This is a genomic window from Caldimonas sp., from assembly GCF_046291045.1.
Lineage (GTDB): Bacteria > Pseudomonadota > Gammaproteobacteria > Burkholderiales > Burkholderiaceae_C > Caldimonas.
In genome coordinates, this window is record NZ_JBKBSL010000007.1 from 19,621 (window position 1) to 43,152 (window position 23,532).

General features: G+C 68.4%; 24 protein-coding genes and 1 tRNA gene. 17 read left to right on the forward strand and 8 right to left on the reverse strand.

Going from position 1 to position 23,532, the window contains the following annotated elements; genetic code table 11:
* Positions 1–24: 24 nt before the first annotated feature.
* Both ACK4ZD_RS03865 and ACK4ZD_RS03870 read left to right on the forward strand, forming a co-directional pair.
* Positions 25–309 carry a hypothetical protein gene (locus ACK4ZD_RS03865; protein ID WP_409658979.1) on the forward strand — a complete coding sequence of 95 codons (285 nt, stop codon included), beginning with the start codon at positions 25–27 and terminating at the stop codon, positions 307–309.
* On the forward strand, positions 302–1,477 hold the full coding sequence (locus ACK4ZD_RS03870) for a 7TM diverse intracellular signaling domain-containing protein (RefSeq protein WP_409658981.1): 1,176 nt from the start codon (positions 302–304) through the stop codon (positions 1,475–1,477). Before ACK4ZD_RS03865 ends, ACK4ZD_RS03870 begins: the two co-directional genes overlap by 8 nt.
* 13 nt (positions 1,478–1,490) lie before the next feature.
* Here the strand turns inward: ACK4ZD_RS03870 and miaB are convergent, their stop codons facing one another.
* From miaB to ACK4ZD_RS03885, 3 genes are all read right to left on the reverse strand, one after another.
* Positions 1,491–2,858 carry a tRNA (N6-isopentenyl adenosine(37)-C2)-methylthiotransferase MiaB gene (gene miaB, locus ACK4ZD_RS03875; RefSeq protein ID WP_409658983.1) on the reverse strand — a complete coding sequence of 456 codons (1,368 nt, stop codon included), beginning with the start codon at positions 2,856–2,858 and terminating at the stop codon, positions 1,491–1,493.
* Between the two features lie 10 nt (positions 2,859–2,868).
* Complete coding sequence (locus tag ACK4ZD_RS03880) at positions 2,869–3,252, reverse strand: hypothetical protein (protein ID WP_409658985.1); 384 nt, start codon at positions 3,250–3,252, stop codon at positions 2,869–2,871.
* 105 nt (positions 3,253–3,357) lie between these two features.
* Positions 3,358–3,434 (reverse strand) — tRNA-Met (locus ACK4ZD_RS03885).
* Positions 3,435–3,660: 226 nt separating this feature from the next.
* On the opposite strand from ACK4ZD_RS03885, the gene ACK4ZD_RS03890 reads away from it, so the two are divergent.
* The 9 genes from ACK4ZD_RS03890 (at position 3,661) to ACK4ZD_RS03930 (ending at position 12,430) form a co-directional block, all read left to right on the forward strand.
* Positions 3,661–4,692, forward strand: coding sequence for a sulfate/molybdate ABC transporter ATP-binding protein (locus ACK4ZD_RS03890; protein ID WP_409658987.1), 1,032 nt, complete (start codon positions 3,661–3,663; stop codon positions 4,690–4,692).
* A 35-nt stretch (positions 4,693–4,727) separates the two neighbouring features.
* Positions 4,728–5,744: a thiosulfate ABC transporter substrate-binding protein CysP gene (gene cysP / locus ACK4ZD_RS03895; RefSeq protein ID WP_409658989.1), complete on the forward strand. Its 1,017-nt coding sequence runs from the start codon at positions 4,728–4,730 to the stop codon at positions 5,742–5,744.
* Between the two features lie 52 nt (positions 5,745–5,796).
* Entirely contained in the window at positions 5,797–6,654 is an 858-nt protein-coding gene (gene cysT / locus ACK4ZD_RS03900) for a sulfate ABC transporter permease subunit CysT (RefSeq protein WP_409658991.1), read from the forward strand.
* Positions 6,651–7,481 (forward strand): sulfate ABC transporter permease subunit CysW, encoded by an 831-nt coding sequence (cysW, locus tag ACK4ZD_RS03905; protein ID WP_409658993.1) that lies wholly within the window; start codon positions 6,651–6,653, stop codon positions 7,479–7,481. The genes cysT and cysW overlap by 4 nt, the downstream gene beginning before the upstream one ends.
* A 107-nt stretch (positions 7,482–7,588) precedes the next feature.
* Positions 7,589–8,158, forward strand: coding sequence for an N-acetyltransferase family protein (locus ACK4ZD_RS03910; protein WP_409658995.1), 570 nt, complete (start codon positions 7,589–7,591; stop codon positions 8,156–8,158).
* A 264-nt stretch (positions 8,159–8,422) separates the two neighbouring features.
* Positions 8,423–9,538, forward strand: a complete 1,116-nt coding sequence (locus ACK4ZD_RS03915) for a hypothetical protein (protein WP_409658997.1) — start codon at positions 8,423–8,425, stop codon at positions 9,536–9,538.
* 116 nt (positions 9,539–9,654) lie between these two features.
* On the forward strand, positions 9,655–10,233 hold the full coding sequence (locus ACK4ZD_RS03920; protein WP_409658999.1) for a Spy/CpxP family protein refolding chaperone: 579 nt from the start codon (positions 9,655–9,657) through the stop codon (positions 10,231–10,233).
* Between the two features lie 96 nt (positions 10,234–10,329).
* Positions 10,330–11,052 (forward strand): winged helix-turn-helix domain-containing protein, encoded by a 723-nt coding sequence (locus ACK4ZD_RS03925; protein WP_409659001.1) that lies wholly within the window; start codon positions 10,330–10,332, stop codon positions 11,050–11,052.
* Positions 11,036–12,430: an ATP-binding protein gene (locus tag ACK4ZD_RS03930; RefSeq protein ID WP_409659003.1), complete on the forward strand. Its 1,395-nt coding sequence runs from the start codon at positions 11,036–11,038 to the stop codon at positions 12,428–12,430. The genes ACK4ZD_RS03925 and ACK4ZD_RS03930 overlap by 17 nt, the downstream gene beginning before the upstream one ends.
* On the opposite strand, the gene ACK4ZD_RS03935 is transcribed toward ACK4ZD_RS03930, so the two are convergent.
* On the reverse strand, positions 12,396–12,842 hold the full coding sequence (locus ACK4ZD_RS03935; RefSeq protein WP_409659115.1) for a DUF3717 domain-containing protein: 447 nt from the start codon (positions 12,840–12,842) through the stop codon (positions 12,396–12,398). The two genes, ACK4ZD_RS03930 and ACK4ZD_RS03935, sit on opposite strands and share 35 nt — an antisense overlap.
* 17 nt (positions 12,843–12,859) lie before the next feature.
* The gene (locus ACK4ZD_RS03940) at positions 12,860–14,167 is read right to left on the reverse strand and encodes a tryptophan--tRNA ligase (RefSeq protein WP_409659005.1); all 1,308 of its coding nucleotides are present in this window, start codon (positions 14,165–14,167) and stop codon (positions 12,860–12,862) included.
* Positions 14,168–14,286: 119 nt separating this feature from the next.
* On the opposite strand from ACK4ZD_RS03940, the gene purN reads away from it, so the two are divergent.
* The 3 genes from purN (at position 14,287) to ACK4ZD_RS03955 (ending at position 17,633) form a co-directional block, all read left to right on the forward strand.
* Positions 14,287–14,913: a phosphoribosylglycinamide formyltransferase gene (purN, locus tag ACK4ZD_RS03945; protein ID WP_409659007.1), complete on the forward strand. Its 627-nt coding sequence runs from the start codon at positions 14,287–14,289 to the stop codon at positions 14,911–14,913.
* 31 nt (positions 14,914–14,944) lie between these two features.
* Positions 14,945–16,201: an RsmB/NOP family class I SAM-dependent RNA methyltransferase gene (locus ACK4ZD_RS03950; protein ID WP_409659009.1), complete on the forward strand. Its 1,257-nt coding sequence runs from the start codon at positions 14,945–14,947 to the stop codon at positions 16,199–16,201.
* A gap of 208 nt (positions 16,202–16,409) precedes the next feature.
* The gene (locus ACK4ZD_RS03955; RefSeq protein ID WP_409659011.1) at positions 16,410–17,633 is read left to right on the forward strand and encodes a fatty acid desaturase; all 1,224 of its coding nucleotides are present in this window, start codon (positions 16,410–16,412) and stop codon (positions 17,631–17,633) included.
* A 221-nt stretch (positions 17,634–17,854) separates the two neighbouring features.
* Here ACK4ZD_RS03955 and rpmG read toward each other — a convergent pair whose 3' ends face one another.
* The 3 genes from rpmG to trxB form a co-directional block, all read right to left on the reverse strand.
* Positions 17,855–18,025, reverse strand: coding sequence for a 50S ribosomal protein L33 (rpmG, locus tag ACK4ZD_RS03960; RefSeq protein WP_104303250.1), 171 nt, complete (start codon positions 18,023–18,025; stop codon positions 17,855–17,857).
* 29 nt (positions 18,026–18,054) lie between these two features.
* Entirely contained in the window at positions 18,055–18,288 is a 234-nt protein-coding gene (gene rpmB, locus ACK4ZD_RS03965) for a 50S ribosomal protein L28 (protein WP_409659014.1), read from the reverse strand.
* Positions 18,289–18,520: 232 nt separating this feature from the next.
* Positions 18,521–19,480 (reverse strand): thioredoxin-disulfide reductase, encoded by a 960-nt coding sequence (gene trxB / locus ACK4ZD_RS03970; RefSeq protein ID WP_409659016.1) that lies wholly within the window; start codon positions 19,478–19,480, stop codon positions 18,521–18,523.
* 266 nt (positions 19,481–19,746) lie between these two features.
* Here trxB and ACK4ZD_RS03975 point away from each other — a divergent pair, with 266 nt between their 5' ends.
* From ACK4ZD_RS03975 to lolA, 3 genes are all read left to right on the forward strand, one after another.
* Complete coding sequence (locus tag ACK4ZD_RS03975; protein WP_409659018.1) at positions 19,747–20,415, forward strand: Crp/Fnr family transcriptional regulator; 669 nt, start codon at positions 19,747–19,749, stop codon at positions 20,413–20,415.
* Positions 20,416–20,511: 96 nt separating this feature from the next.
* The gene (locus ACK4ZD_RS03980) at positions 20,512–22,911 is read left to right on the forward strand and encodes a DNA translocase FtsK (protein ID WP_409659020.1); all 2,400 of its coding nucleotides are present in this window, start codon (positions 20,512–20,514) and stop codon (positions 22,909–22,911) included.
* Entirely contained in the window at positions 22,908–23,519 is a 612-nt protein-coding gene (gene lolA / locus ACK4ZD_RS03985; protein WP_409659022.1) for an outer membrane lipoprotein chaperone LolA, read from the forward strand. Before ACK4ZD_RS03980 ends, lolA begins: the two co-directional genes overlap by 4 nt.
* The last annotated feature ends 13 nt before the right edge of the window (positions 23,520–23,532 follow it).

The window sequence follows — 23,532 nt, forward strand, 5'->3', positions numbered from 1 at the left end:
CTTGATGCAAATCAATCGCTTCCCATGGGTTTCCTCGACGCCCTGTGGCACTTGCTCAACCTCTTCGCTCCCGCCCTGGGCCTGGCGGCGACGGCCACGACCCTGAGCAAGCTGCTGTGGTGGCGCCGGCTGCGCGGCGTGGCCTGGGCGCGCCTGCTGGGCTGGAGCGCGGCGGCCGCCACCGCCGCCTTGCTGGGGGGGCTCGTCCTGCTCGGGGCCGACGGCCGTGTGGCCACCTATGCCGCCATGGTGCTCGCCACGGCCCTGGCCCTGGCCTGGGCCGGCTTCGGTGGGCGCGCGCATGGCTGAGCTGGAACTGCTCTGGCTCGGGCTCTTCCTGGGAGTGGCCGCCATGGCCCTGGCCTACGCCACGGGGGAGGCGCTGATGCGCGGCGACGCCGTCAACGCCTGGTACGCCCTGCACGTGGTGATGATGGTGCTGTACCAGCTTGCGCAACTGGGCTACGTCAAGCCCGTCCTCGGCGCCCAGGATCCGGCGATGGGGCCGGCGGTGTTGCTGGTGTCGGGCACCTTGCTGGCCGCCGTGAGCCTGTTGTTCGCCCGGCGGGTGCTGCCCCGGGCCCTGGGCAACCGGCGGGCGGACCGCTGGGCGGTCGTGGTCGCGGCCTTTGGCGTGGCGCTCACCGCGGGCTACGTGGTCTGGCCCGAGCTGGCCCGCGAGCCTTCGGTCGTCCTGGCCCAGCGGGCCTACTACCTGCTGGCGCTGCTGTCCGTGGTGTTCCTGCTGTGGGCCCTGCGCGGCGTGCGGCTGCCCTACATCGGCTGGTATGCGGCGGCCTTCCTGGCCGCGGCGGCGGGAGTGGCGCTGGAGTCCGCGACCGAGCGAGGCTGGCTGCCTGCGGGGGGCTGGTGGGACCGCTACGGCATGCTCGCCGGCGCGGGGCTGGAGATCCTGATCCTCACCTATGCGTTGAACTTCAGCGCCCGCGACCTGATGCGCGACCCCGGCGAACGCCGCGACGGTGCCCGCCTGGACCGCTGGACCGGCCTGCTGCACGGCGGCGAACTGCCGGGCCTGCTGATGTCGCTGTCGGTGCGTTCGCTGCGCATGAACACCTTCGGCGCCGTGGTGATGCTGCGCCTGGCCAACCTGGAGGACCTGCAGCGCGCCCATGGGGCCCAGGTGACCGAGGCGGCGATGAGGGCCTGTGCCCGCGTGCTGCGCGAGGTGTGCAGCCCGGCCGACGTGCCGCTGCGCCTGGACGATGCGCGCTTCGTCGTCGTGCTGGAGCAGGTGCAAAGCCGCACCGAGGCCCAGGCCCTGGCCCAGCGCATCCTGGAGCTGGGCCTGCAGCACCATCCTGAACTGCCGCCGCTGGAGCAGCTGCACCTGCATGCGGCCATTGCCTGCATCCCGCAGGACCTCAAGGGCCGCCCGCAGACCCTGATCGACCGGCTGGACCAAGCCGTCGGGCAGATCCGCCGCGGCAGCGGGGCGCTGATCCGCAGCCTCTGATCCTTGGGGCGCGTCAGCAGGCCGTCGCGGCTTCCTTCACCACCACCTCGCCGCGCAGCGAGTGCGGCAGGGCGGACGTGATCCGCACGTCGATCATCTGGCCCACCAGCCGGGCCGCGTTCGGGCCGCCGGGGAAGTTGACGATGCGATTGCACTCGGTGCGGCCCATGAGTTCGCCCGGATCCTTCTTCGACGGGCCCTCCACCAGGATGCGCTGCACCGTGCCCACGCGGCTGTCGCTGATGCGACGCACGTGGGCTTCGATGGTGGCCTGCAGGTGCTGCAGCCGCCGGAGCTTCACCTCCTGCGGTGTGTCGTCGTGCAGGGCGGCTGCCGGCGTGCCGGGGCGGGGGCTGAAGACGAAGCTGAAGCTCGCATCGAAGCCCACGTCTTCGATGAGCTTCATCAGCTTGGCGAAGTCGTCCTCGGTCTCGCCCGGGAAGCCCACGATGAAGTCGCTCGACAGGCTGATGCCGGGCCGCACGGCGCGCAGCTTGCGGACGGTGCTCTTGTACTCCAGGGCGGTGTAGCCGCGTTTCATGGCCGAGAGGATGCGGTCGGAGCCGTGCTGCACCGGCAGGTGCAGGTGGTTCACGAGCTGCGGCACCTTGGCGTATACGTCGATGAGACGCTGCGTGAACTCGTTGGGGTGGCTCGTGGTGTAGCGGATGCGTTCGATCCCCGGGATCTCGGCCACGTACTCCAGCAGCAGGGCAAAGTCCGCGATCTCGGCGGTGTCGCCCATCTTGCCGCGGTAGGCGTTGACGTTCTGCCCCAGCAGCGTCACTTCCTTCACCCCCTGGTCGGCCAGGCCGGCCACTTCCACCAGCACGTCCTCGAAGGGGCGGGAGACCTCCTCGCCGCGGGTGTAAGGCACCACGCAGTAGCTGCAGTACTTCGAACAGCCTTCCATGATGGAGACGAAGGCCGAGGCGCCCTCCACGCGGGCGGGCGGCAGGTGGTCGAACTTTTCGATCTCGGGGAAGCTGATGTCCACCTGGGGGCGGTTTTGCGAATCACGGCGCGCCAGCATCTCCGGCAGGCGGTGCAGGGTTTGCGGGCCGAACACCACGTCCACATACGGGGCGCGCTCGATGATGGCCGCACCCTCTTGGCTGGCCACGCAACCGCCCACACCGATCTTCACGCCCTTTTTCTTCAGGTGCTTGACGCGCCCGAGGTCGGAGAACACCTTCTCCTGCGCCTTCTCGCGCACCGAACAGGTGTTGAACAGGATGAGGTCGGCCTGCTCGGGGTCGTCGGTGGGCACATAGCCTTGCGCCGCGCCCAGCACATCGGCCATCTTGTCCGAGTCGTACTCGTTCATCTGGCAGCCGAAGGTCTTGATGTAGACCTTCTTGGGGGTGGCGGAACTGCTCATGGCCTCTCCTTCAACGCGGGGTCCAGGTCTGCGAGATCGGCTCGAAGCGCCAGGTCCGGGCTTCCTCGGGCGTGCGCGGCCAGGGCTTCTTCAGCTCGTCTTCGCGCAGGATCCAGACATCCTTCACGAAGCCCTGTGGGTCCAGCGTGTAATGCACGACGGCCTTTGCGCCCACCAGGGAGCCCGACAGCAGCAGCAGGTTGTTGGTGCCGCGGATGCGCGAGGCCGGCACCATGCGGGCCGGCTGGCCGTTGAGCACGACCTCCGGGGGTTGCCCGAAAACCATCTCGCCACGCAAGGCGGTGGCGGGGAACTGGCGCGCCACGACGGCCTGGGCCTGGGCAACGAGGGTGGCGGCCGACAGGGTCAGGCCGATCAGCACACAGCGAAACATGGTGTAGATCCAGGGGCTGCAGTTGTTGGCGGGATTGCGACCCAGTATGCGTCCTGGGCCGCCCAAACGAAAACGGCCCCAGTCCGAAGACTGGGGCCGGGATTCTGGTGGCGCTTCAGGGACTCGAACCCCGGACCTGCGGATTATGATTCCGTCGCTCTAACCGACTGAGCTAAAGCGCCTAGAGCCCGCCATTATAGACAGCCCTTGAACAGCTTGCCAAGGGCCAGCGGACGGGCTTGGGTCCACTATTCAATCCAAAAAGTAATAAACAACGGACTATATATTCGTTCTCTTTCTGATGACACCCCGATAGCATCGACTCCTCGCAGTGTTTTTGGGACGGATCACAGTCATGCACACAGTCTGGGCGATCGGCTCGGGGCTTCCATGCCCGCAGGAGTTGGCATGAGCATCGAAGTGCGCAACCTCTACAAGGCCTTCGGCAAGACGGTGGTGTGCGACCACCTGAACCTGGACATTCCCTCGGGCGAACTGGTGGCCTTGCTTGGCCCCTCGGGGTCGGGCAAGACCAGCCTGCTGCGCATCATCGCCGGGCTGGAGCGGCCCGATGCGGGCACGGTGCATTTCCATGGCGAGGACGCCACCGAGGCTGACGTGCGCGAGCGCAACGTGGGTTTCGTGTTCCAGCACTATGCCCTGTTCAACCACATGACCATCTTCGAGAACGTGGCCTTCGGGCTGCGCGTGCGCCCGCGGGCCACGCGGCCCAGCGAGGAGCAGATCCGCAAGAAGGTGACGGAACTGCTGGAGCTGGTCCAGCTCGACTGGATCGCCGACCGCTATCCCCACCAGCTTTCGGGCGGGCAGCGACAGCGCATTGCCCTGGCCCGTGCGCTCGCGGTGGAGCCCAAGGTGCTGCTCCTCGACGAGCCCTTCGGCGCGCTCGATGCCAAGGTGCGCAAGGAACTGCGTCGCTGGCTGCGCCGGCTGCACGACGAGGTCCACCTGACCAGCGTCTTCGTCACGCACGACCAGGACGAGGCGATGGAGGTGGCCGACCGCATCGTGGTGATGAACCACGGCCGTATCGAACAGCAGGGCACACCCGACGAGGTCTACGACCACCCGGCCACGCCCTTCGTGCTGCAGTTCCTGGGTGACGTGAACCTCTTCCACGGCCGCTTCGGCCATGCGCCGGGTGGTGCCACCGACGAGGTGAGCTATGTGCGGCCGCACGAGCTCGACATCCTGGGTCAGCCCGAGGAGGGCAGCTTGCCGGTGACGCTGTCGCAGACGCTGACCGTGGGTCCCAACACCCGCATCGAGTTCAAGCGGCTGGACGACGGCTGTTATGTCGATGTCGAGATGCCGCGGGCCCGGTTCGCGGCGCTGCGCGAGCAGCTCGGCCTGGCCCCCGGCAGTACCGCCTACCTGAAGCCGCGCCGTGTGACGCGCTTCGAGGCCGAAGCCGCCTGATCTTGCCCATTCCCGGAATCCAAAGGACCGTCATCATGTTCAAGCAATTCCTGCGTGCCGGCCTCGTGGCTGCCGCCTTCGCCGCCGCCTCGGGCGCCTGGGCCCAGTCCGGCCCCACCCTCCTGAATGCGTCCTACGACATCGCCCGCGAACTGTTCGCGGCGATCAACCCCAAGTTCGTCGAGCACTGGAAGAAGAAGACCGGCCAAGACGTGAGGATCGACCAGTCGCATGCCGGCACTTCGCGCCAGGCCCAGGACATCATCCAGGGCAAGAAGGTCGACACCGTCACCTTCAACCAGGCCACCGACATCGAGATCCTGGCCAAGCGCGGCCTGGTCTCGGCCGACTGGACGAAAAAGTTCCCGAACAACGCCTCGCCCTACTACAGCACCATCGCCTTCCTGGTGCGCAAGGGCAATCCCAAGAACATCAAGTCCTGGGACGACCTGGTGCGCGAGGACGTGAAGCTCATCTTCCCCAACCCCAAGACCTCCGGCAACGCGCGCTACACCTACCTGGGAGCCTGGCTCTACGCGAACGAGAAGTTCAAGGGCAATGAGGCGCAGGTGCGCGACTTCGTCGCCCGACTGCTGGCCAACGTGCAGAACTTCCCCACCGGCGGCCGCGGCGCCACGGTGGCCTTCGCTCAGAACAACCAGGGCGACGTGCTGCTGACCTTCGAGTCCGAGGTGATCAACATCGCCCGCGGCGACGAATTCAAGGCCCTGGGCCTGGAGGTGGTGGTGCCGCCGGTGTCGGTGCTGGCCGAGTTCCCGGTCGCCGTGGTCGACAAGGTGGTCGACGAGAAGGGCACCCGCGCCCTGGCCACCGAATACCTGAACTTCCAGTACACCCGCGAGATCCAGTTGCTGCTGACCTCGTTCAACTACCGCGTGCACGAGCCCACGGTGGTCAAGGCCACGGCCGACAAGTTTCCGCCGATCCGCCTGATCGACCCCGTCAAGGTGCTGGGCCCGTGGGACAGGATCAGCGAGACCCACTTCGCCTCGGGCGCCATCCTGGACCAGTTGCTCGCCCGCCGTCGCTGATCCCGTCGCTGTTCTGCCGACCCGAGCGGGCCCGTGCCGGGCCCGCCTTGCCATGGCCGTCACCGCTTCCCGTTCGCTGCTGTTGATCCGACCCGCCGTGCTGCCGGGCTTCGGACCGAGCCTGGGCATCAGCAGCTTTTTCATCACGCTGGTCATCCTCTTTCCGGTCTCGGCGCTGCTGGCCTACTCGGCCGAGCTGAGCCTGGTGCAGTACTGGCAGGCCGTCACCGATCCGCGCGTGCTGGCCAGCTACCGCGTCACCCTCGGTGCCGCGCTGTACGCCACGGCGGCCTCGGTGCTGATCGGACTGCTGCTGGCCTGGGTGACGGTGCGCTACGACTTTCCCGGCCGCCGCCTGCTCGACACCCTGATCGACCTGCCCTTTGCCCTGCCCACCGCGGTGGCGGGCTTGACGCTGGCGGTGCTGCTGGCTCCCACCGGCTGGGTGGGCCAGTGGTTCGAGCTGGCGGGCCTGAAGATCGCCTATGCCTATCCCGGCATCGTGGTCGCGATGACCTTCACCAGCCTGCCCTTCGTGGTGCGCACCATCCAGCCCGTGCTGCAGGATTTCGGCACCGAGGTGGAGGAGGCCGCCCGCACGCTGGGGGCTTCGCGCGCGCAGATCTTCTGGCGCGTGATCCTGCCCACGCTGATCCCCGCCGTGGTCACCGGAGGCGCCCAGTCCTTCATCCGCAGCCTCGGTGAGTTCGGCGCGGTGGTGATGATCGCCGGCAACATTCCCTTCCAGACCGAGGTCAGCTCGCTGATGATCTTCGTGCGCCTGCAGGAATACGAGTACCCGGCGGCCGCGGCGATCGCCACGGTGATCCTGCTGACCTCGCTGCTGCTGATGTTCGGCCTGTACGTGCTGCAGGGCCGCGTGCTGCGTTGGCAGAGGAGCGCCGGATGAAGCGACCGCAACACGGACATCAATGGGCGCTCATCGGCCTGGGTGTGGGGGTGGCGGCGCTGCTGCTCGTGCTGCCGCTGGTGCTGATCTTCACCCAGGCGCTCAGCGGCGGCTGGTCGCTGCTGGCGGCCAACCTGTCCGAAGGCTACATGCGCCATGCCCTGGGCCTGACCCTGCTGGTGGCCGTGCTCACCGTGCCCGTCAACCTGGTCTTCGGCATCGCCCTGGCCTGGTGCGTCACGCAATACGAATTCCGCGGGCGGCGGCTGCTCACCACGCTGATCGACATTCCCTTTGCCACCTCGCCGGTGGTGGCCGGCATGTGCTATCTGGTGGTCTACGGCATGGAGGGGCTGCTCGGCCAGTGGCTGGCCTCGCACGACATCCAGATCATCTTTGCCTGGCCGGGCATCGTGCTGGTCACGATCTTCATCACCTCGCCCTACGTGGCGCGCATCCTCATCCCGCTGATGCAGACGCACGGCAACGACGAGGAGCATGTGGCGCTCACGCTGGGGGCCAGTGGCTGGCAGATCTTCTGGCGCGTGACCCTGCCCAAGATCAAGTGGGCCCTGCTCAACGGGGTGGTCACGACCAATGCGCGGGCCGTGGGCGAATTCGGCTCGGTGGCCGTGGTCTCGGGCACGATCATGAACCAGACGCTCACGCTGCCGCTGCTGGTCGAGCAGCTCAACAACGACTACAAGGTGGCCGCTGCCTTCACGGCGGCTGCCGTGCTGGCGTGCATGGCCTTGCTGAGCCTGGTGCTCAAGAGCGTGATGGAGTGGCGCCAGGAGCGGCTGGAGGCGCCGGCGCTGGGTCGCTGAGCGGCGCACCGGGCCCGGGCGCGGAGGCGAGGGCCTGGAGTCGCATCCGGCGCGGGTTTAGGATGCACGTCGTGCATCCTGCCCCGAGAACCTCCCCATGAAGCTCGATGTCCATCCCCTCACGCCCGGGCGCTGGGCCGGATCTGGAAACGATCTTCAACGGCAAGGGATGTTCGGTGGCCCGGGGGCGCTGGTGCATGTACTACCGCCTCAGCGGCCCCTGGGACCTCGGTTCGGCTCATGGCGATCGGGCCGTGGCCCGCCGGTCTGCCCTGAAGGCGCTCGTGGAGTCCGGCCGGTCTCCGGGACTCATCGGCTACCACGGGGAGGTGCCGGTCGGCTGGGTGTCGCTCGGCCCGCGCGAGGACTATGCCAGGCTGGCCCGCTCGCCCATCATGAAGCCCGTCGATGGACAGCCGGTCTGGTCGATCGTCTGTTTCGTCGTGCCCTCGCCGATGCGGGGGCAGGGGGTGGCGCGGGGGCTGCTGCAGGGTGCCGTCGAGCACGCCCGGCGGCAGGGCGTCACCCTGCTGGAGGCCTACCCGGTCGACCGGCCCGGGCGATCTAGCGCCGAGTCCCTGTGGTTCGGCGCCAAGCCCATGTACGACCAGGCCGGCTTCGTCGAGGTGGCTCGGCGCAAGCCACACCGCCCGGTGGTCCGGCTGTGCCTGGGCTGAGGGTCCGCAAGCACCGGCCGGGACGATGCTGCCGGCCCGCCGCCGGCCATGCCGGGCGTGAAGGTCCGCGCAGCCATGGCGTCGCCACACACGGGGCGGCAGGGGCTTGCAGCGAAGGATCCGTGGCGAGGCCGCAGTCCCCTCTTGGGGGCTGGACAGCCGGGAGGGGCTGAGTCATCATGCGGGCCCTTTTGGCCCCAGGTTTGCCCTTGAAGCATCGCCTCTGTCTGCCACCGTTCGCCCCGGCCATGCCGCGGACCTGAGATGCTGGACGCGGCGCGCCGTGCGGCACAGCAGGCCTTCATCGCCAGCGGCCGGGATCTCGAGATCGGCCAGGCGCAGGGCCTGCCTTGGTCCCCCAGTGAGCTGCAGCGGTTGGCGACAGACGACCCGCGGGTCTCCCGCGTGTGCGACGGTGGGCTCACGGCCCAGGTGCTGCGCCTGGAAGGCCCACGGGGCCCCCTGGCGCTCAAGCGGGTGCGGGCCGAGTCCCGCGTGCGCAACGCCGATGGTGAGCTGTCCTTCCTCAACGAGGTGATGCGGCGCGGGGACATCGAGCGCCTGAGGCACGCGCAGCCCCAGCAGCCGCGCTGGTGTGGACTGATCGAGACCACCTATGCCTCGTACCGGCAGGGGCTCATCGTCTCGCCGTGGATCGATGGCAGTCCCGTGTCGGATTGGAGCGAGCGCAGCATCGGCCAGGTGCTCGACAGCCTGTGCCTGCTTTGGGGCCAGGGCCTGTTCGAGTGGGATCTTGCACCCGGCAACCTGCTGGACACCGGGCGGCAGGTGATGCTGTTCGACTTCGGCTACATGTACCCCTTCGATCCCCGCTGCCAGTTCAACTCCGCAGGCCGAGGCGACGACCAGCCCCTGTTCCATCCGGCCGAACGCTTCGAGACCCGCTGCTTCTCGGCGGTGCTGCTCGATCATGCCCGCGATGCGGGAGACGCCGCGGCGCTCACCCTGTTCCGCCTGGAAAAGGAGGTGGCCATGGTGGCCTATGAGCGCATGCGCTCCGAGGCTGCGCAGCGAGGCGCCAACGCGTCCGTGCTGGGTTGGCTCGATGGGGTGTTGACAGGCTGGCGCGCCGCCTTGCGCGGCGATCTGGCAGGACTGTTCCTGGCCGAGCAGTGGCGCTCACACATGATCGACGTCCATGATGACCTCAGTGGGCAGTCATGCACGCCCTTGACCCTGCACCGCCTGGACTGGCTGGAGGATGCGGCGCGGCGGCATCACGGCGAACTCCAGGCGCGTGGGGCCTTCTTCTGGGGGGACGAACACCGCAGCGATGCTGAACTTCGGCGGCGTCTGGCCGAGCTGCGCGTGCATGCCGAACGCTGGCAACTGGGGCCGCGGACCCCGGCGCCTGCCTGAGCGCCGTTCTCTACACATAACTTTACGTACGCCGCACAGCATCGACACCCTGGCGGCTCAAAGTCACGCTCATGGACACCGGGCACAGGGCCCGGCGCAAAGCCAGGAGCGAGCGCATGAGCAAGTCGAACCCGAAATTCCTCCCCCTGAGGCGAGGGCTGTTCCTCGGGATGGCCGCCGGGGCCCTGACGGCCACCGCCGCGGCCGTCGCCGCCGCGCCCGACGCCGGGCAGGGCCGGCATGACGATGTTCGCAGCCACCACGTCGCCATGCACGGCGGCGGCATGCATGGCGGCATGGGCTGGCGTCTGGGCGCCGATCCGGCACGTGTGGACCGCATGGTCGATCGCATGCTGCACGGACTGGATGTGACCGACGATCAGGCCGCTCGGATCCGGGGCATCGCGCGGGCCGCAGCGCAGGACCTGCAGGGGCAGCGCGAGGCGCACCGCTCGCTGCATCAACAGGCCCGCCAGGTCTGGACGCAGCCCACCGTCGATGCCAACGCCGTGGAGGCCTTGCGTCAGCAGCAGGTGGCGCTGATGGATCAGCGCAGTCGGCGCATCAGCCAGGCGATGCTGGAGATCAGTCGCGTGCTCACGCCCGAGCAGCGCACCCGGTTGGCCGAGCGGATGGCGCAGCGCCGGCCTCACCGTCATGAGGGCGCTGCGCGACCGCCCGAGCCTGCCCGGTGACGGGGCGGGTGAGCGCAGCGCAGGGCCTTGCCGGTGAGCCCGGCCGGGTCCGGGCCGCTATGCTGTGCACGCCTGTGCCTCCGTGGTGAAGAACCCATGTCCGCACGTTTGCTGCTGATCGACGACGACACCCGCCTGACCGGCATGGTGGGCGACTACCTGCGCCAGGCCGGCTACCTGGTGACGGCTGCGCCGACGCTGGCCGCGGCCCGTACGCTGCTGGCGGCCAAGGATCACGGCTTCGACGGCCTCATCCTCGACCTGATGCTGCCCGACGGCGATGGCCTGGATCTGTGCCGCGAGCTGCGTGCGCAGCCGCGCACCCGTGCCCTGCCGGTGCTGATGCTGACGGCGCGCGGTGAGCCCATGGATCGTGTCGTGGGCCTGGAGATCGGCGCCGACGACTACCTGCCCAAGCCCTTCGAGCCGCGCGAGCTGCTGGCCCGGGTGCGCGCCGTCTTGCGCCGTGCGACGAACGGGCCGGCCGAGGACGAGGCCGATGTGATGCGCTTCGGCCGGCTGGAGATCGACCTGGGCGCGCGCGTGGCCCGCGTGGACGGCCGCGAGTGCGAGCTGACGGGGTATCAATTCCAGATGCTCGTGGTGCTGGCTCAGCATCCGGGGCGTGTGCTCTCGCGCGACCAGATCATGGACGCGCTCAAGGGCCATGCGCTGGAGGCCTTCGACCGCTCCATCGACGTGCACATCTCGCGCATCCGTGCGGCCATCGAGGACGACCCGAAGAATCCGCGGCGCATCCTCACGGTGCGCGGCGCGGGCTACGTCTTCGCCAAGAAGCAGGATGCGGAAGACGCCTGACGTGAAGAGCCTGTACCTGCGCATCTATCTCACCGTCGTGGCGGTGCTGCTGCTGTTCGCCCTGGTGGCGGGCTGGCTGTTCAAGCGCAACATCGAACACGAGCAGGCCCAGCGGGCGAGCGCGGTGTCGTCCGAGCGCCAGGCGGCCTGGGGCGAACTGTTCGCCCACGCGCTGCCGCCGGCCGGCGTACCGCGCGAGCAGCAGGCGGCCGGGCTGCAGGAATGGTCGGCCCGCTTGCGCATGCCGCTGGCGTTGGACGATGCCCAGGGCGAGCGCATTGCCGAATCGCCCAGCTTCCGCGAAGCCCTGGATGAAGGGCCTCGTCGCTTCTGGCGCATGGAACTCAACGACGGGCGCGTGCTGTGGGTGCTGCGTGGCCCGCCGCGCACCGGGCCGCGTGAAGGAGGCTGGCGCCGCGACCAGCGCGTGATGACGGGATCGGGCGAGGTGCGTGAACTGCCGGCACCCGCGCCGCCGGCCCTGACGCCGCCGTGGATGCTGTTCGAAGGCGCGCAGGGCCTGGTGATCGCGCTGGTGCTGCTGTTCGCCGCCGTGTCGTTGGGCGCCTACCCGGTGGTGCGCCGGCTCACCCGTCAGCTCGAGGCGCTCAAGCGCGGTGTCGAGGCCTTCGGTGCGGGCCAGCTCAGCCACCGCGTGAAGGTGCGCGGCCGCGACGAGGTGGCGGCCGTGGCGGCCAGCTTCAACCGGGCCGCCGCGCGGATCGAGGAGTTGGTGCGTTCGCACAAGTCCCTGCTCGCCAACGCCTCGCACGAACTGCGCTCTCCGCTGGCGCGGCTGAAGATGGCCGTCTCGCTGCTCGAGACGGCCGGTCCCGAGTCGCGCGCCGCGCTCCGGCAGGAGATCGAATCGAACATCCGCGAACTCGATGCACTGGTCGAGGAGGTGCTGCTGGCCAGTCGGCTCGATGCCGCACGGGCCCTGGATCGCCGCGAGCCGGTCGATCTGCTGGCGCTGGCTGCCGAGGAGGGCGCCCGGGTCGATGCCCAGGTGGAAGGCGAACCCGTCGTGGTGTCAGGCGACGAACGCCTGCTGCGCCGCGCCCTGCGCAACCTGCTGGAAAATGCCCACCGCTACGGCGGCAGCGAGCCGCCGATGGTGCGCGTGGATCTCGAGGGCGGTCAGGCCCGGGTGCAGGTGTGCGATCGTGGGCCGGGCGTGCCCGAGGACCAGCGCGAGCGCATCTTCGAGGCCTTCTACCGCCTGCCCGGGCATGCCGAGTATGCCGGCGGCGTGGGCCTGGGCCTGAGCCTGGTGCGCCAGATCGCGCAGCGCCATGACGGCCAGGTCCGCTGCGAGCCGCGTGAAGGCGGCGGGAGCTGCTTCAGCCTGCGCCTGCCGCAGGGGGCGCCGGGCTGACGGCGGCATCCCCGTTCGTGCGCTCGGCATAGCGGTTGAAGCGCCAGGCCGTGCCTTGCAGCGTGATGCGCCGCCAGGTGGCCCGCTTCTCGGCCGGGCTCATTTCGGGCCACATCTGCACCTCGGTGAAGTCGCGCCCGCAGCCCTTGCACACTTCGTCGCCCTGGCTGGTCGAGCAGATCGCGATGCAAGGCGTGTCGGGCGTGGTGGCGTACCACGCCAGCCAGGCGGCCTTGGCCTTCGGCGGCATGGTGTGCTCGTCGCACTCGCTGTGGCGGTAGTACACCATCAGCGCATACACCTCGGCCAGCGCGCGCACCTCGGCACAGGCCGTCACGCCGTCGGGCGAGGGCCGCTGCTGGCGCCACCAGTTGATGGCCGACTCGATGTCGGTGATGTGGATCCCGGCCACGGTGCCACCGTCGAGAGTCACTCCTGGGCCGCCATCAGGGCGGCCAGCGCCGCCTCGACCGCCGTGCGCTCCACCCCTTCGCCCAGCGACACCGGGGCCTCGTCCAGCGCCGCAGCCCCCTCGGTCCGCAGGCGCTTGACCCAAGCCCCTGCTTCACGGCCTTCGGCCAGTCCGGTACTTTGCAACAGCACGCGGCCGTCGGGCGCGGTGAGCTTGAAGTAGAACAGGCCGTTCTCGCGATACTGCTTGAAGTCCGGCAGGGCTGCGGCCTTGGCGGCCGGCGTTGCCTTGGCGGGCACGCGCGGCACGGCCACCATCGGCCGCAGGCCCACGGCATGGCGCAGTTCCTTCAGGAAGGGCGTGGCCACCGCGCGGGCCTTTCGTGCGCCGGCCTGCAGGATCTCCTCCACCTGCTCGGGGTGAGCCATGTAGCGGTCATAGACCTCGCGCATCGGCCCGATGTGCGCTTCGATCAGCGCCAGCAGCCGCTGCTTGGCCTCGCCCCAGCCCAGGCCGCAGCGCAGGTCGGCCCGGAAGGCCTCGCGCTGGGCGGCATCGGCAAAGGCATCGTGGATCATCACGAGGGCCGAGCCCTCGGGCTCCTTCGGTTCGCCGGGGGCGCGCGAGTCGGTCACGATGCGGGCGATGGCCTCCTTCAGGCCCTTGGCCCCGCCCTCGAACAACGGAATGGTGTTGTCGTAGCTCTTGGACATCTTGCGACCATCCAGACCAGGCAGCGTGGCCACGTGATCGTCGATCTGCGCCTGCGGCAGCACGAAGTAGTCGCGCCCGCGCCCGAACAGGTGGTTGAAGCGCTGCGCGATGTCGCGCGCCATCTCGATGTGCTGCACCTGGTCTCGGCCCACGGGCACGCGGTGGGCGTTGAACAGCAGGATGTCGGCGGCCATCAGGATGGGGTAGCTGAACAGGCCCATCGTGATGTTGGCATCCGGGTCCTCGCCGGCGGCCTCGTTGGCGTCGGTGGCGGCCTTGTAGGCGTGCGCCCGGTTCATCAGACCCTTGGCCGTCACGCAAGTCAGCAGCCAGGTGAGCTCGGGCGTTTCGGGGATGTCGCTTTGGCGGTAGAAGGTCACGCGCTGTGGATCGAGCCCGGCGGCCAGCCAGGCCGCGGCGATCTCCAGGCGCGAGCGCTCGATGCGCTCGGGCTCGTCGCACTTGATCAGCGCATGGTAGTCGGCCAGGAAGAGGAAGCTTTCCACGCCTGGCTCCAGGCTGGCCTGCACGGTCGGGCGGATCGCGCCGACGTAGTTGCCCAGGTGGGGGGTGCCGGTGGTGGTAATGCCGGTGAGGACGCGTTGGGTCATGGAAGGCGCTGCACGAAGAAGGAGGTGGCGCGAAGGCATCGCGGTGCAAGCGCAGGATTGTAGGTGTGGCGTCCCGGACCTGCGCGGGCCGGGAGAGGCAACGGCTACACTGCCGCCCCATGAAACGCATCGTGATTCTGATCTCGGGACGGGGCTCGAACATGGAAGCCATCGTCCAGGCCTGTGAGGCCGAGCAATGGGGCGCCCGGATCGCTGCCGTGATCAGCAACCGCCCGGACGCCAAGGGCCTGCAGTTCGCCGCCGCCCGCGGCATCCCCACCGCCGTGGTGGACCACACCCAGTACGCCAGTCGCGAGGCCTTCGATGCCGAACTGGCCCGCGTGATCGACACCCACCAGCCCGATGTGGTGGCCCTGGCCGGCTTCATGCGCATCCTCACGGCGCGTTTCGTTCAGCACTACCAGGGCCGCCTGGTGAACATCCACCCCTCGCTGCTGCCGGCCTTCCCGGGGCTGCACACCCATCGCAGGGCCCTGGAGGCCGGTTGCAAGCTGGCCGGCGCCACGGTGCACCTGGTCACCCCCGAACTCGACCACGGCCCCATCATCATCCAGGCGGCCGTGCCCGTGTGGCCCGACGACACCGAGGACAGCCTGGCCGAACGGGTGCTGGCCCGGGAGCACGTCATCTATCCGCGTGCCGTGCGCTGGATGGTCGAAGAGGCGCTGGATCTGCGCAAGGGGATCGTCACCCACCGCGGCGGCGAACCGCAACTGCTGCTGTGAGCCCCGCCGTGGCCGGGGATAATCCCGCGCCATGCATCCGAACGCCCTGGTCGATCTCGCCACCGAACTCCTGCGCGCCATCCTGAAGCTGGACGCGCCGGCCGACGCGGTGGTGTCTGCCTTCTTCCGCCAGCACCGCACACTGGGGCCGCGCGAGCGGCATGCCCTGGCGGAAACTGCCTACGCCGTGCTGAGGCGGCGGCTTTACTTCCAGCACTTTGCCCAATCGGGCCACGGCGCCCTGGAGCGCCGCCTGGCGCTGCTGGCTTGGCAGGGCGGGGACGCCACGCTGCGCGCCGCGACGGGCCCCATCGAGCAGGCCTGGCTGACCCAGGTGAAGGCCGTGGAGGCGGCCACGCTGCCCGAGAAGCTGCGCCACAACCTGCCCGACTGGCTGGCCGGTGCGCTCAAGGACGCCTTGGGCGACGAGTTCTGGCCGCTCGTGGACAGCCTGTCCCAACCGGCCCCGCTGGACCTGCGTGTCAACGTGCTCAAGGCCAAAGTGGAGTCGGTGCAGGCCGAGTTGGCGGCCGCCGGCATCCAGGCCGTGCCCACGCCGTACTCTCCCTGGGGCCTGCGCGTGCAGGGCAAGCCGGCGCTGAACAAGCTGGAGGTCTTCACCCGCGGCGACGTCGAGGTGCAGGACGAGGGCAGCCAGCTCCTCGTGCTGCTCACCGGCGCCAAGCGCGGCGAGATGGTGGTGGACTTCTGCGCCGGGGCGGGCGGCAAGACCCTGGCCCTGGGGGCGGCCATGCGCAACACCGGGCGGCTGTACGCCTTCGACGTCTCGGGCCATCGGCTGGAAAAGCTCAAACCCCGCTTGGCGCGCAGCGGCCTGTCGAACGTCTACCCGGTCCAGATCGCCCATGAGCGCGACGAACGCATCAAGCGCCTGGCCGGCAAGGTGGATCGCGTGCTGGTCGATGCGCCCTGTTCCGGCCTGGGCACGCTGCGCCGCAACCCCGATCTGAAGTGGCGGCAGTCGCCGCAGGCCGTGGCTGAACTGCAGGCCCGGCAGCGGGCCATCCTCGACAGTGCGGCGCGCCTGCTCAAGTCGGGCGGGCGGCTGGTCTACGCCACTTGCAGCGTCCTGCGCGAGGAGAACGAGCAGGTCGCACAGTCCTTCACCGAGGCGCATCCCGAATTCCGGGGGCTTGGTGCCGCCGAGGCCCTGGCCCAGGCCAAGGTGCCGCAGGCCGCCAGCCTGGTGCAAGGTGATAGCCTGCGGCTATGGCCCCACCGCCATGCCACCGATGGCTTTTTTGCCGCCGTGTGGGAACGGCGCTAGAGTCGCGGCGCTCCAACGGGAGCCACTTCAAGCCCCGGGGCCCTTGACACGGATCAAGCCCGTGTGCGGTACGGCCGGATTCCGTGCATTTGCGCGGGTCCATCGTCCCCGCGCCGGGCGGCCCGCCCCTACAATCGGGCCTGCCCGGGACGCCTGCGCCACGAGGGTGGGGCGGCTCGTCGTTTTTGTTGTTGAAAGGATCGGTTCAATGTCCGAAATTCTCGTCGTGTGGGAGAGCCTGGTGGACTGGCTCGCCAACGGAATGTTGCAGGCTGCCTGGTGGCAGATCCTGGCCTTCACGCTGGTGGTCACGCACGTCACCATCGCCTCCGTCACGATCTTCCTGCACCGCTCGCAGGCGCACCGGTCCTTGGACCTGCATCCGATCGCGTCGCACTTCTTCCGCTTCTGGCTGTGGCTCACCACCGGGATGGTGACCAAGGAGTGGGTGGCCATTCATCGCAAGCATCACGCCAAGTGCGAGACCGTGGACGACCCCCACAGCCCGCAAACACATGGCATCGGCAAAGTGCTGCGCGAAGGCTCCGAACTCTACCGGGCCGAGGCCAGGAACCAGGAGACGCTGGCCAAGTATGGCCACAACACGCCTGACGATTGGATCGAGCGCCACCTCTATAGCCGCTACACCTGGCAGGGAGTCGGTCTGATGCTCATCATCGACTTGGCCCTGTTCGGGGCGATCGGTTTGACGGTCTGGGCCGTGCAGATGCTGTGGATCCCGGTCACGGCTGCCGGCATCATCAACGGTCTGGGTCATTGGTGGGGCTACCGCAACTTCGAAGCGCCCGATGCGTCCACCAACATTTCGCCCTGGGGCATCCTCATCGGCGGCGAGGAACTGCACAACAACCACCACACCTATCCGACCTCGGCCAAGCTGTCGGTGAAGGCGTACGAATTCGACATCGGCTGGGTCTACATCCGCGGTCTGCAGATGCTGGGCCTGGCCAAAGTGCGCAAGACCCCGCCCCTGCTCAAGCTGGGTGAAGTCAAGCCGGTGGCCGACGCCAAGACGCTGGAAGCCGTCATTGCGAACCGCTATGAGGTCATGGCCAAATACGCTCGCGAACTGCGTCGGGCCTGCCGCGACGAGCTGCGTGCGCTCAAGCAGGCCGGGGCGAAGAACACCGCGCGCTGGAAGGAGCTGCACTTGGCCAAGCGCTGGCTGCACCGTGACGACGACCGCATTCCCAGCGAACTCAAGCAGCACATTGCCAGGGCCTGCGCACAGTCGCCGGCGCTGGCCAAGCTGGTGGCCATGCGCGAGGAACTGCGCCAGCTTTGGACGCGCACCAATGTCTCGGCCGAGCAGCTCGTGGCCGACCTGCAGGCCTGGTGCAAGAAGGCCGAGGACAGCGGCGTGGCCGCTTTGCAGGAGTTCGCGCTGAAGCTGCGGGCAGCCCGCGCCTGAGACGCAGGCCGACGCTGACCCAACCCAGAGGCGCCCGGCGGGGCGCCTTTTTTCTGCGCAAATCGCGGGGCCCGGGCCGCGACGGTGCCGCGTTGTGGGTGACGTGGTGATTGCGTCGCCGGATGCGAGCCATGAAAAAACCCGCCAGCGTTACCGCAGGCGGGTTTTCTTTTGCCGGTGAACCGGGATGACAGACCTGATGATGCGGCCTGCCCTCGCGTTTACTTCAGCTTGGTTTCCTTGTAGGCGACGTGCTTGCGCGCCTTGGGGTCGAACTTGATGAACTCCAGCTTTTCGGGCGTGGTCTTCTTGTTCTTGGTGGTGGTGTAGAAGTGACCCGTGCCGGCCGTGGATTCCAGCTTGATCTTTTCGCGTCCGCCTTTGGTGGCCATGGTTCGTTCTCCTTAGTGGGGCGGGTGGATCAGAGCTCGCCCTTGGCGCGCAGGTCGGCGACCACCTGGTCGATGCCGACCTTGTCGATCAGGCGCAGCGCGGCATTGCTCACGCGCAGGCGCACCCAGCGGTTCTCGGATTCGAGCCAGAAGCGGCGGTACTGCAGGTTGGGCAGGAAGCGACGCTTCGTTTTGTTGTTGGCGTGGGACACATTGTTGCCCACCATCGGGCCCTTGCCCGTAACTTGACAGACGCGTGCCATGACGCTTCTCCGTTTCAATCTCGGTTCACGACGCGGCAACCAGAGCAGGGGCTGCACAATTCCCTGGTGATTGCCCTTCGACGGCCTGGCCGGCCTGCGAATGCCTCGCAGGCCGCCCGCAAGCGCCCTTCCATCGCTTTCAAGCGACAAAGCAGCATTGCTGACCAAGGCCAATTTCGGCAAAGACCATCATTATAGCCACAAAACAGCCCCAGAGCCAGCCGGCGGGGGCTCAGCGAGGGTGCTGCTCGAGGAAGCGCTGGGCGTCCAGGGCGGCCATGCAGCCGGTGCCGGCGCTGGTGATGGCCTGGCGGTAGACATGGTCTTGAACGTCGCCGGCGGCAAACACGCCGGGCACGCTGGTCATCGTGGCCATGCCGTCCAGGCCGCTGCGGGTGAGGATGTAGCCGTCTTTCATCTCGAGCTGACCCTTGAAGATGTCGGTGTTGGGTTGGTGGCCGATCGCGATGAAGCAGCCTTGCACGGCCAGATCCTTGGTGCGGCCGTCTTGTGTGCTCTTCAGGCGCACGCCGGTCACGCCGCTGGCGTCGCCCAGCACCTCGTCGAGCGTGTGGAACAGGTGCAGCTCGATCTTGCCGGCAGCGACCTTGTCCATCAGCTTGTCCACCATGATGGCCTCGGCGCGGAACTTGTCGCGGCGGTGGATGAGATGCACCTTGCTGGCGATGTTCGACAGGTACAGCGCCTCCTCGACCGCAGTGTTGCCGCCGCCGACCACGCACACCGGCTGCTCGCGGTAGAAGAAGCCGTCGCAGGTGGCGCAGCCGCTCACGCCGCGGCCCATGAAGGCCTGTTCCGAGGGCAGGCCCAGGTACTTGGCCGAGGCGCCGGTGGCGATGACCAGCGCATCGCAGGTGTAGGTGCCGCTGTCGCCTGTGAGCGTGAACGGCCGCCGGGACAGGTCGGCCGTATGAATGTGATCGAAGACGATCTCGGCCTTGAAGCGCTCGGCGTGCTGCTGGAAGCGCTGCATCAACTCGGGGCCCTGTACGCCATGCACGTCGGCGGGCCAGTTGTCCACGTCGGTGGTGGTCATGAGCTGGCCACCCTGCGCCAGGCCGGTGATCAGCAGGGGCTGGAGGTTGGCGCGGGCCGCGTAGATGGCGGCGGTGTAGCCGGCCGGGCCGGACCCCAGGATCAGGACCCGGGCGTGCTTGGTGGTGGTGCTCATGGCGGTGGTTCTGCGAGGTGGAAGGGTTGGGCGGTGTTCGCGCGCCTTACACCGGCGCGGCTCTCGGTGAAAGTCAGTGCTTCAGTTAGAGTCGCGGTTGTGCGATAACTCACGCTGATCCCGGCGATCCGCTGCTGTACAGGTGAGGCCGGCCGGTTTCACTGCAAAGCGGCATTGTAGGAAAGCGCTCGTCCGGATGCGCCGTCGGGGTTTGAGGCGTGGCAATCCAGACCGATGATGACCGATACGAACCAAGGGGGCCGTCCATGGCAATGCTGTCCAACCTCGACCTGATTCGTCGTGTCCCGCTGTTTTCGATGCTCACGCATGCGCAGGCCGAGCAGGTCGCCGAGGGGGTCGTCAAACGGCGCTTCCGGCGCGGCGAGATCATCGTGGAGCAGGGGCGCAAGTCGAATGCGCTGTTCATTTTGCTCACCGGCCGGGCCCGCGTGCTCACGGCGGACTCGCGCGGCCGCGAGGTCATCCTGGCCATGCTGCACCCGGGCGACTACGTGGGCGAGATGAGCCTGATCGACAACGAACCTCATTCGGCCACGGTGCGTGCCGAGGTCCAGACCGATGTGCTGGTACTCGGCCGGGCCGAGTTTGCGCGCTGCCTGCCAGAGAACTCCAGCCTGTCCTACGCGATCATGCGCGGCCTGGTCGCGCGGTTGCGGGCGGCCGACCGCCAGATCGAGTCCCTGGCCCTGCTGGACGTCTATGGCCGTGTGGCGCGCACCCTGCTCGACATGGCCGAGGAGACCGGCGGCACGCTGCTGATCCGCAACAAGGTCTCGCGCCAGGATCTGGCCAAGATCGTGGGCGCCTCGCGCGAGATGGTCAGCCGCGTGATGAAGGATTTGGAGGAGCGCCACTACGTCGAGACCCAGCCCGATGGCTCGGTCATCATCAAGGAGCCTCTGGTCACGGCCTGACGGGGCCGCGGGCGACCGGCCCTCCGGATGTGAGCAGATGTTGCGTCGCCTCGTGGACGTGCGCGGGGTCGGCCCGGGTTGATCCACAATCCGTGCATGGCATTTCCCCTTGGCTCCCTGGGCGGTGAGGCCGCCTCCGACGACGACACGCCGCAGGCGGCGTCACCCCGTACCGCGCCCTACAGGCGCGCGCCGCGTTCCGCTGCGGCACCGCCGGCGCCGCCGGTGCCCCGCTGGCGCACCCAGGCGGGGGTGCTGCTGGGAGGGGTGGGCCTGGCGTTGTTGCTGCTGGCCCTGCTGACGCACTCCGGGGGGGACGCGGCCTGGTCCACCTCCGGCGATGGGGGCCCCTTGCGCAACAAGGCGGGCGTCCTGGGCGCCTGGGTCTCGGACCTGCTGTACTACTTCTTCGGGTTTTCGGCCTGGTGGCTGGTGCTCATCGCGCTGCGCGGCTGGCTCGGAGCGCTGGCGCGCTGGCTGCGCAGCGGCCAGGTTCCGCCGTCGGCGGCCGCGCCGCCAGCCCAGGGGCCGGCTTGGCTGTTCTGGCTGGGTCTGGCCCTGCTGGTGGGCGCCAGCGCCAGCCTGGAATGGACCCGTCTGTATGCCTTGGAACCGCACCTGCCAGGTCACGCTGGCGGCGTGCTGGGTTACGGGCTGGGGACGCTGAGCGTGAAACTGCTGGGCTTCGTGGGCTCGGGGGTGTTCTGGATCGCACTGCTGGTGGCGGGCTTTTCGATGGCCTTGCGCTTTTCCTGGCTGCAGGTGGCCGAGCGGTTGGGTGCCTGGATCGACGGCTGGCGATTGCGCCGCGAGGAAGCCCGCGAACGCAAGGAGGACCAGCGCCTGGGCGAGCGCGCGATGCGCGAGCGCGAGGCCGATGTGGAGGTCGAGCGCCAGGTGATCGAGGAGCACGCCCCGATCCTGATCGAGCCCGCGGTGCCTGTATTGCCGAAGTCGACCCGCGTGGAGAAAGAGCGCCAGAAGCCGCTTTTCAACGACCTGGCCGACACCAGGCTGCCCCAGGTCGACCTGCTCGACGCCGACACCGGCCGGCAGGAGACGGTCACGCCCGAGACCCTGGAGATGACCTCGCGCCTGATCGAGAAGAAACTCAAGGACTTCGGCGTCGAGGTGCGTGTGGTGGTGGCCTCGCCCGGCCCGGTGATCACGCGCTACGAGATCGAGCCGGCCACGGGCGTGAAGGGCTCGCAGATCGTCAATCTCGCCAAGGACTTGGCGCGTTCGCTCAGCCTGGTGAGCATCCGCGTGGTCGAGACCATCCCCGGTAAGAACCTGATGGCGCTCGAATTGCCCAATGCCCGTCGCCAGAGCATCCGCCTGGCCGAGATCCTGGGCTCGCAGGCCTACAACGATGCGCATTCGTTGCTCACCCTCGGCCTGGGCAAGGACATCGTCGGCGGCCCGGTGGTGGCCGACCTGGCGAAGATGCCCCACCTGCTGGTGGCCGGCACCACCGGTTCGGGCAAGTCGGTGGGCATCAACGCGATGATCCTGTCGCTGTTGTACAAGGCCGAGGCCCGCGACGTGCGCCTCATCCTCATCGACCCCAAGATGCTGGAAATGGCCATGTACGAGGGCATCCCGCACCTGCTGGCTCCGGTGGTGACGGACATGAAGCAGGCGGCCAACGCGCTCAACTGGTGCGTGGGCGAAATGGAGCGCCGCTACAAGGTGATGAGCAAGCTGGGCGTGCGCAACTTGGCGGGCTACAACAAGAAGATTGCCGATGCCGCCGAGCGTGGGGAGAAGATCCCCAACCCCTTCAGCCTCACGCCCGAAGATCCGGAGCCGCTGGAGCGCATGCCCTACATCGTGGTCGTCATCGACGAATTGGCCGACCTGATGATGGTGGTGGGCAAGAAGATCGAGGAGCTGATCGCCCGCCTGGCGCAGAAGGCCCGCGCCGCAGGCATCCACCTCATCCTGGCCACCCAGCGACCCAGCGTGGACGTGATCACGGGTCTGATCAAGGCCAACATCCCCACGCGCATCGCCTTCCAGGTCAGCAGCAAGATCGACAGTCGCACCATCCTCGATCAGATGGGCGCCGAAACCCTGCTCGGCCAAGGCGACATGCTCTACCTGGCGCCGGGCACCGGGCTGCCGGTGCGCGTGCACGGGGCCTTCGTCAGCGACGACGAGGTGCACCGCGTGGTCGAATACCTCAAGAGCCAGGGGGAGCCCAACTATGTCGAGGGCATCCTGGAGGGCGGGGTGCTCGACGGCGAGGGTGGCGCCGGCGATGCAGGGGCCGCTGGTGGGGGCGACGGCGAGGCCGACCCGATGTACGACCAGGCCGTGGCCGTGGTGCTGCAGCACCGCCGGGCCTCGATCTCCCTCGTCCAAAGGCATCTACGCATCGGATACAACCGTGCCGCCCGCTTGCTGGAACAAATGGAACGCTCGGGCATCGTATCGAGCATGGCCACCAACGGCAGCCGCGACGTCCTCGTGCCGGCGGCCCGCGACGAATGAAACGACGAATCCTCCTGGCGCTGTTGGGCGCCGTACTGGCCGGCCCGGTCTGGGCCGATGCCGTGAACAGTCTGCGCCAGTTCGTGCAGGACGTGAAAAGCGCCCGGGCCAGCTTCACGCAGACGGTGAGCTCACCCGATGGCGCGCGCAAGCGCAGCAGCGAGGGCCGCTTCGAGTTCGTGCGGCCTAACCGCTTCCGCTTCGACTATGCCCCGCCGATGGCGCAGCACATCGTGGCCGATGGGCAGAAGGTCTGGCTGCACGACCCCGACCTGAACCAGGTCACGGTGCGCGCGATGGGCGACGCCCTGGGCGCCACGCCTGCGGCGCTGCTGGCCGGCGGCTCGCTCGACAAGGATTTCACCCTCAAGGCGCTGCCCGACCGCGACGGCCTGCAATGGGCCGAGGCCCTGCCCAAGGCGCGCGACAGCTCCTTCCAGGCGGTGCGTGTGGGCTTCAGGGGCAAGGATCTTGCCGCCCTGGAGATCGTCGACAGCTTCGGCCAGGTCTCCGTGCTGTCGATGCGTCAATTCGAGGCCAACGTGACCCTCGCGCCCGAACGCTTCCGCTTCACGCCGCCGCCGGGGGCGGATGTGCTGGAACAGTAGCGCTGACCCGCCG

What these genes read in the sequence shown, in the direction of transcription:
- ACK4ZD_RS03865 (WP_409658979.1), top strand. Translation starts at nt 25, where the DNA reads ATGGGTTTCCTCGACGCCCTGTGGCACTTGCTCAACCTCTTCGCTCCC.
- ACK4ZD_RS03870 (WP_409658981.1), top strand. Translation starts at nt 302, where the DNA reads ATGGCTGAGCTGGAACTGCTCTGGCTCGGGCTCTTCCTGGGAGTGGCC.
- miaB (WP_409658983.1), bottom strand. Translation starts at nt 2,858, where the DNA reads ATGAGCAGTTCCGCCACCCCCAAGAAGGTCTACATCAAGACCTTCGGC.
- ACK4ZD_RS03880 (WP_409658985.1), bottom strand. Translation starts at nt 3,252, where the DNA reads ATGTTTCGCTGTGTGCTGATCGGCCTGACCCTGTCGGCCGCCACCCTC.
- ACK4ZD_RS03890 (WP_409658987.1), top strand. Translation starts at nt 3,661, where the DNA reads ATGAGCATCGAAGTGCGCAACCTCTACAAGGCCTTCGGCAAGACGGTG.
- cysP (WP_409658989.1), top strand. Translation starts at nt 4,728, where the DNA reads ATGTTCAAGCAATTCCTGCGTGCCGGCCTCGTGGCTGCCGCCTTCGCC.
- cysT (WP_409658991.1), top strand. Translation starts at nt 5,797, where the DNA reads ATGGCCGTCACCGCTTCCCGTTCGCTGCTGTTGATCCGACCCGCCGTG.
- cysW (WP_409658993.1), top strand. Translation starts at nt 6,651, where the DNA reads ATGAAGCGACCGCAACACGGACATCAATGGGCGCTCATCGGCCTGGGT.
- ACK4ZD_RS03910 (WP_409658995.1), top strand. Translation starts at nt 7,589, where the DNA reads ATGTCCATCCCCTCACGCCCGGGCGCTGGGCCGGATCTGGAAACGATC.
- ACK4ZD_RS03915 (WP_409658997.1), top strand. Translation starts at nt 8,423, where the DNA reads ATGCTGGACGCGGCGCGCCGTGCGGCACAGCAGGCCTTCATCGCCAGC.
- ACK4ZD_RS03920 (WP_409658999.1), top strand. Translation starts at nt 9,655, where the DNA reads ATGAGCAAGTCGAACCCGAAATTCCTCCCCCTGAGGCGAGGGCTGTTC.
- ACK4ZD_RS03925 (WP_409659001.1), top strand. Translation starts at nt 10,330, where the DNA reads ATGTCCGCACGTTTGCTGCTGATCGACGACGACACCCGCCTGACCGGC.
- ACK4ZD_RS03930 (WP_409659003.1), top strand. Translation starts at nt 11,036, where the DNA reads ATGCGGAAGACGCCTGACGTGAAGAGCCTGTACCTGCGCATCTATCTC.
- ACK4ZD_RS03940 (WP_409659005.1), bottom strand. Translation starts at nt 14,167, where the DNA reads ATGACCCAACGCGTCCTCACCGGCATTACCACCACCGGCACCCCCCAC.
- purN (WP_409659007.1), top strand. Translation starts at nt 14,287, where the DNA reads ATGAAACGCATCGTGATTCTGATCTCGGGACGGGGCTCGAACATGGAA.
- ACK4ZD_RS03950 (WP_409659009.1), top strand. Translation starts at nt 14,945, where the DNA reads ATGCATCCGAACGCCCTGGTCGATCTCGCCACCGAACTCCTGCGCGCC.
- ACK4ZD_RS03955 (WP_409659011.1), top strand. Translation starts at nt 16,410, where the DNA reads ATGTCCGAAATTCTCGTCGTGTGGGAGAGCCTGGTGGACTGGCTCGCC.
- rpmG (WP_104303250.1), bottom strand. Translation starts at nt 18,025, where the DNA reads ATGGCCACCAAAGGCGGACGCGAAAAGATCAAGCTGGAATCCACGGCC.
- rpmB (WP_409659014.1), bottom strand. Translation starts at nt 18,288, where the DNA reads ATGGCACGCGTCTGTCAAGTTACGGGCAAGGGCCCGATGGTGGGCAAC.
- trxB (WP_409659016.1), bottom strand. Translation starts at nt 19,480, where the DNA reads ATGAGCACCACCACCAAGCACGCCCGGGTCCTGATCCTGGGGTCCGGC.
- ACK4ZD_RS03975 (WP_409659018.1), top strand. Translation starts at nt 19,747, where the DNA reads ATGGCAATGCTGTCCAACCTCGACCTGATTCGTCGTGTCCCGCTGTTT.
- ACK4ZD_RS03980 (WP_409659020.1), top strand. Translation starts at nt 20,512, where the DNA reads ATGGCATTTCCCCTTGGCTCCCTGGGCGGTGAGGCCGCCTCCGACGAC.
- lolA (WP_409659022.1), top strand. Translation starts at nt 22,908, where the DNA reads ATGAAACGACGAATCCTCCTGGCGCTGTTGGGCGCCGTACTGGCCGGC.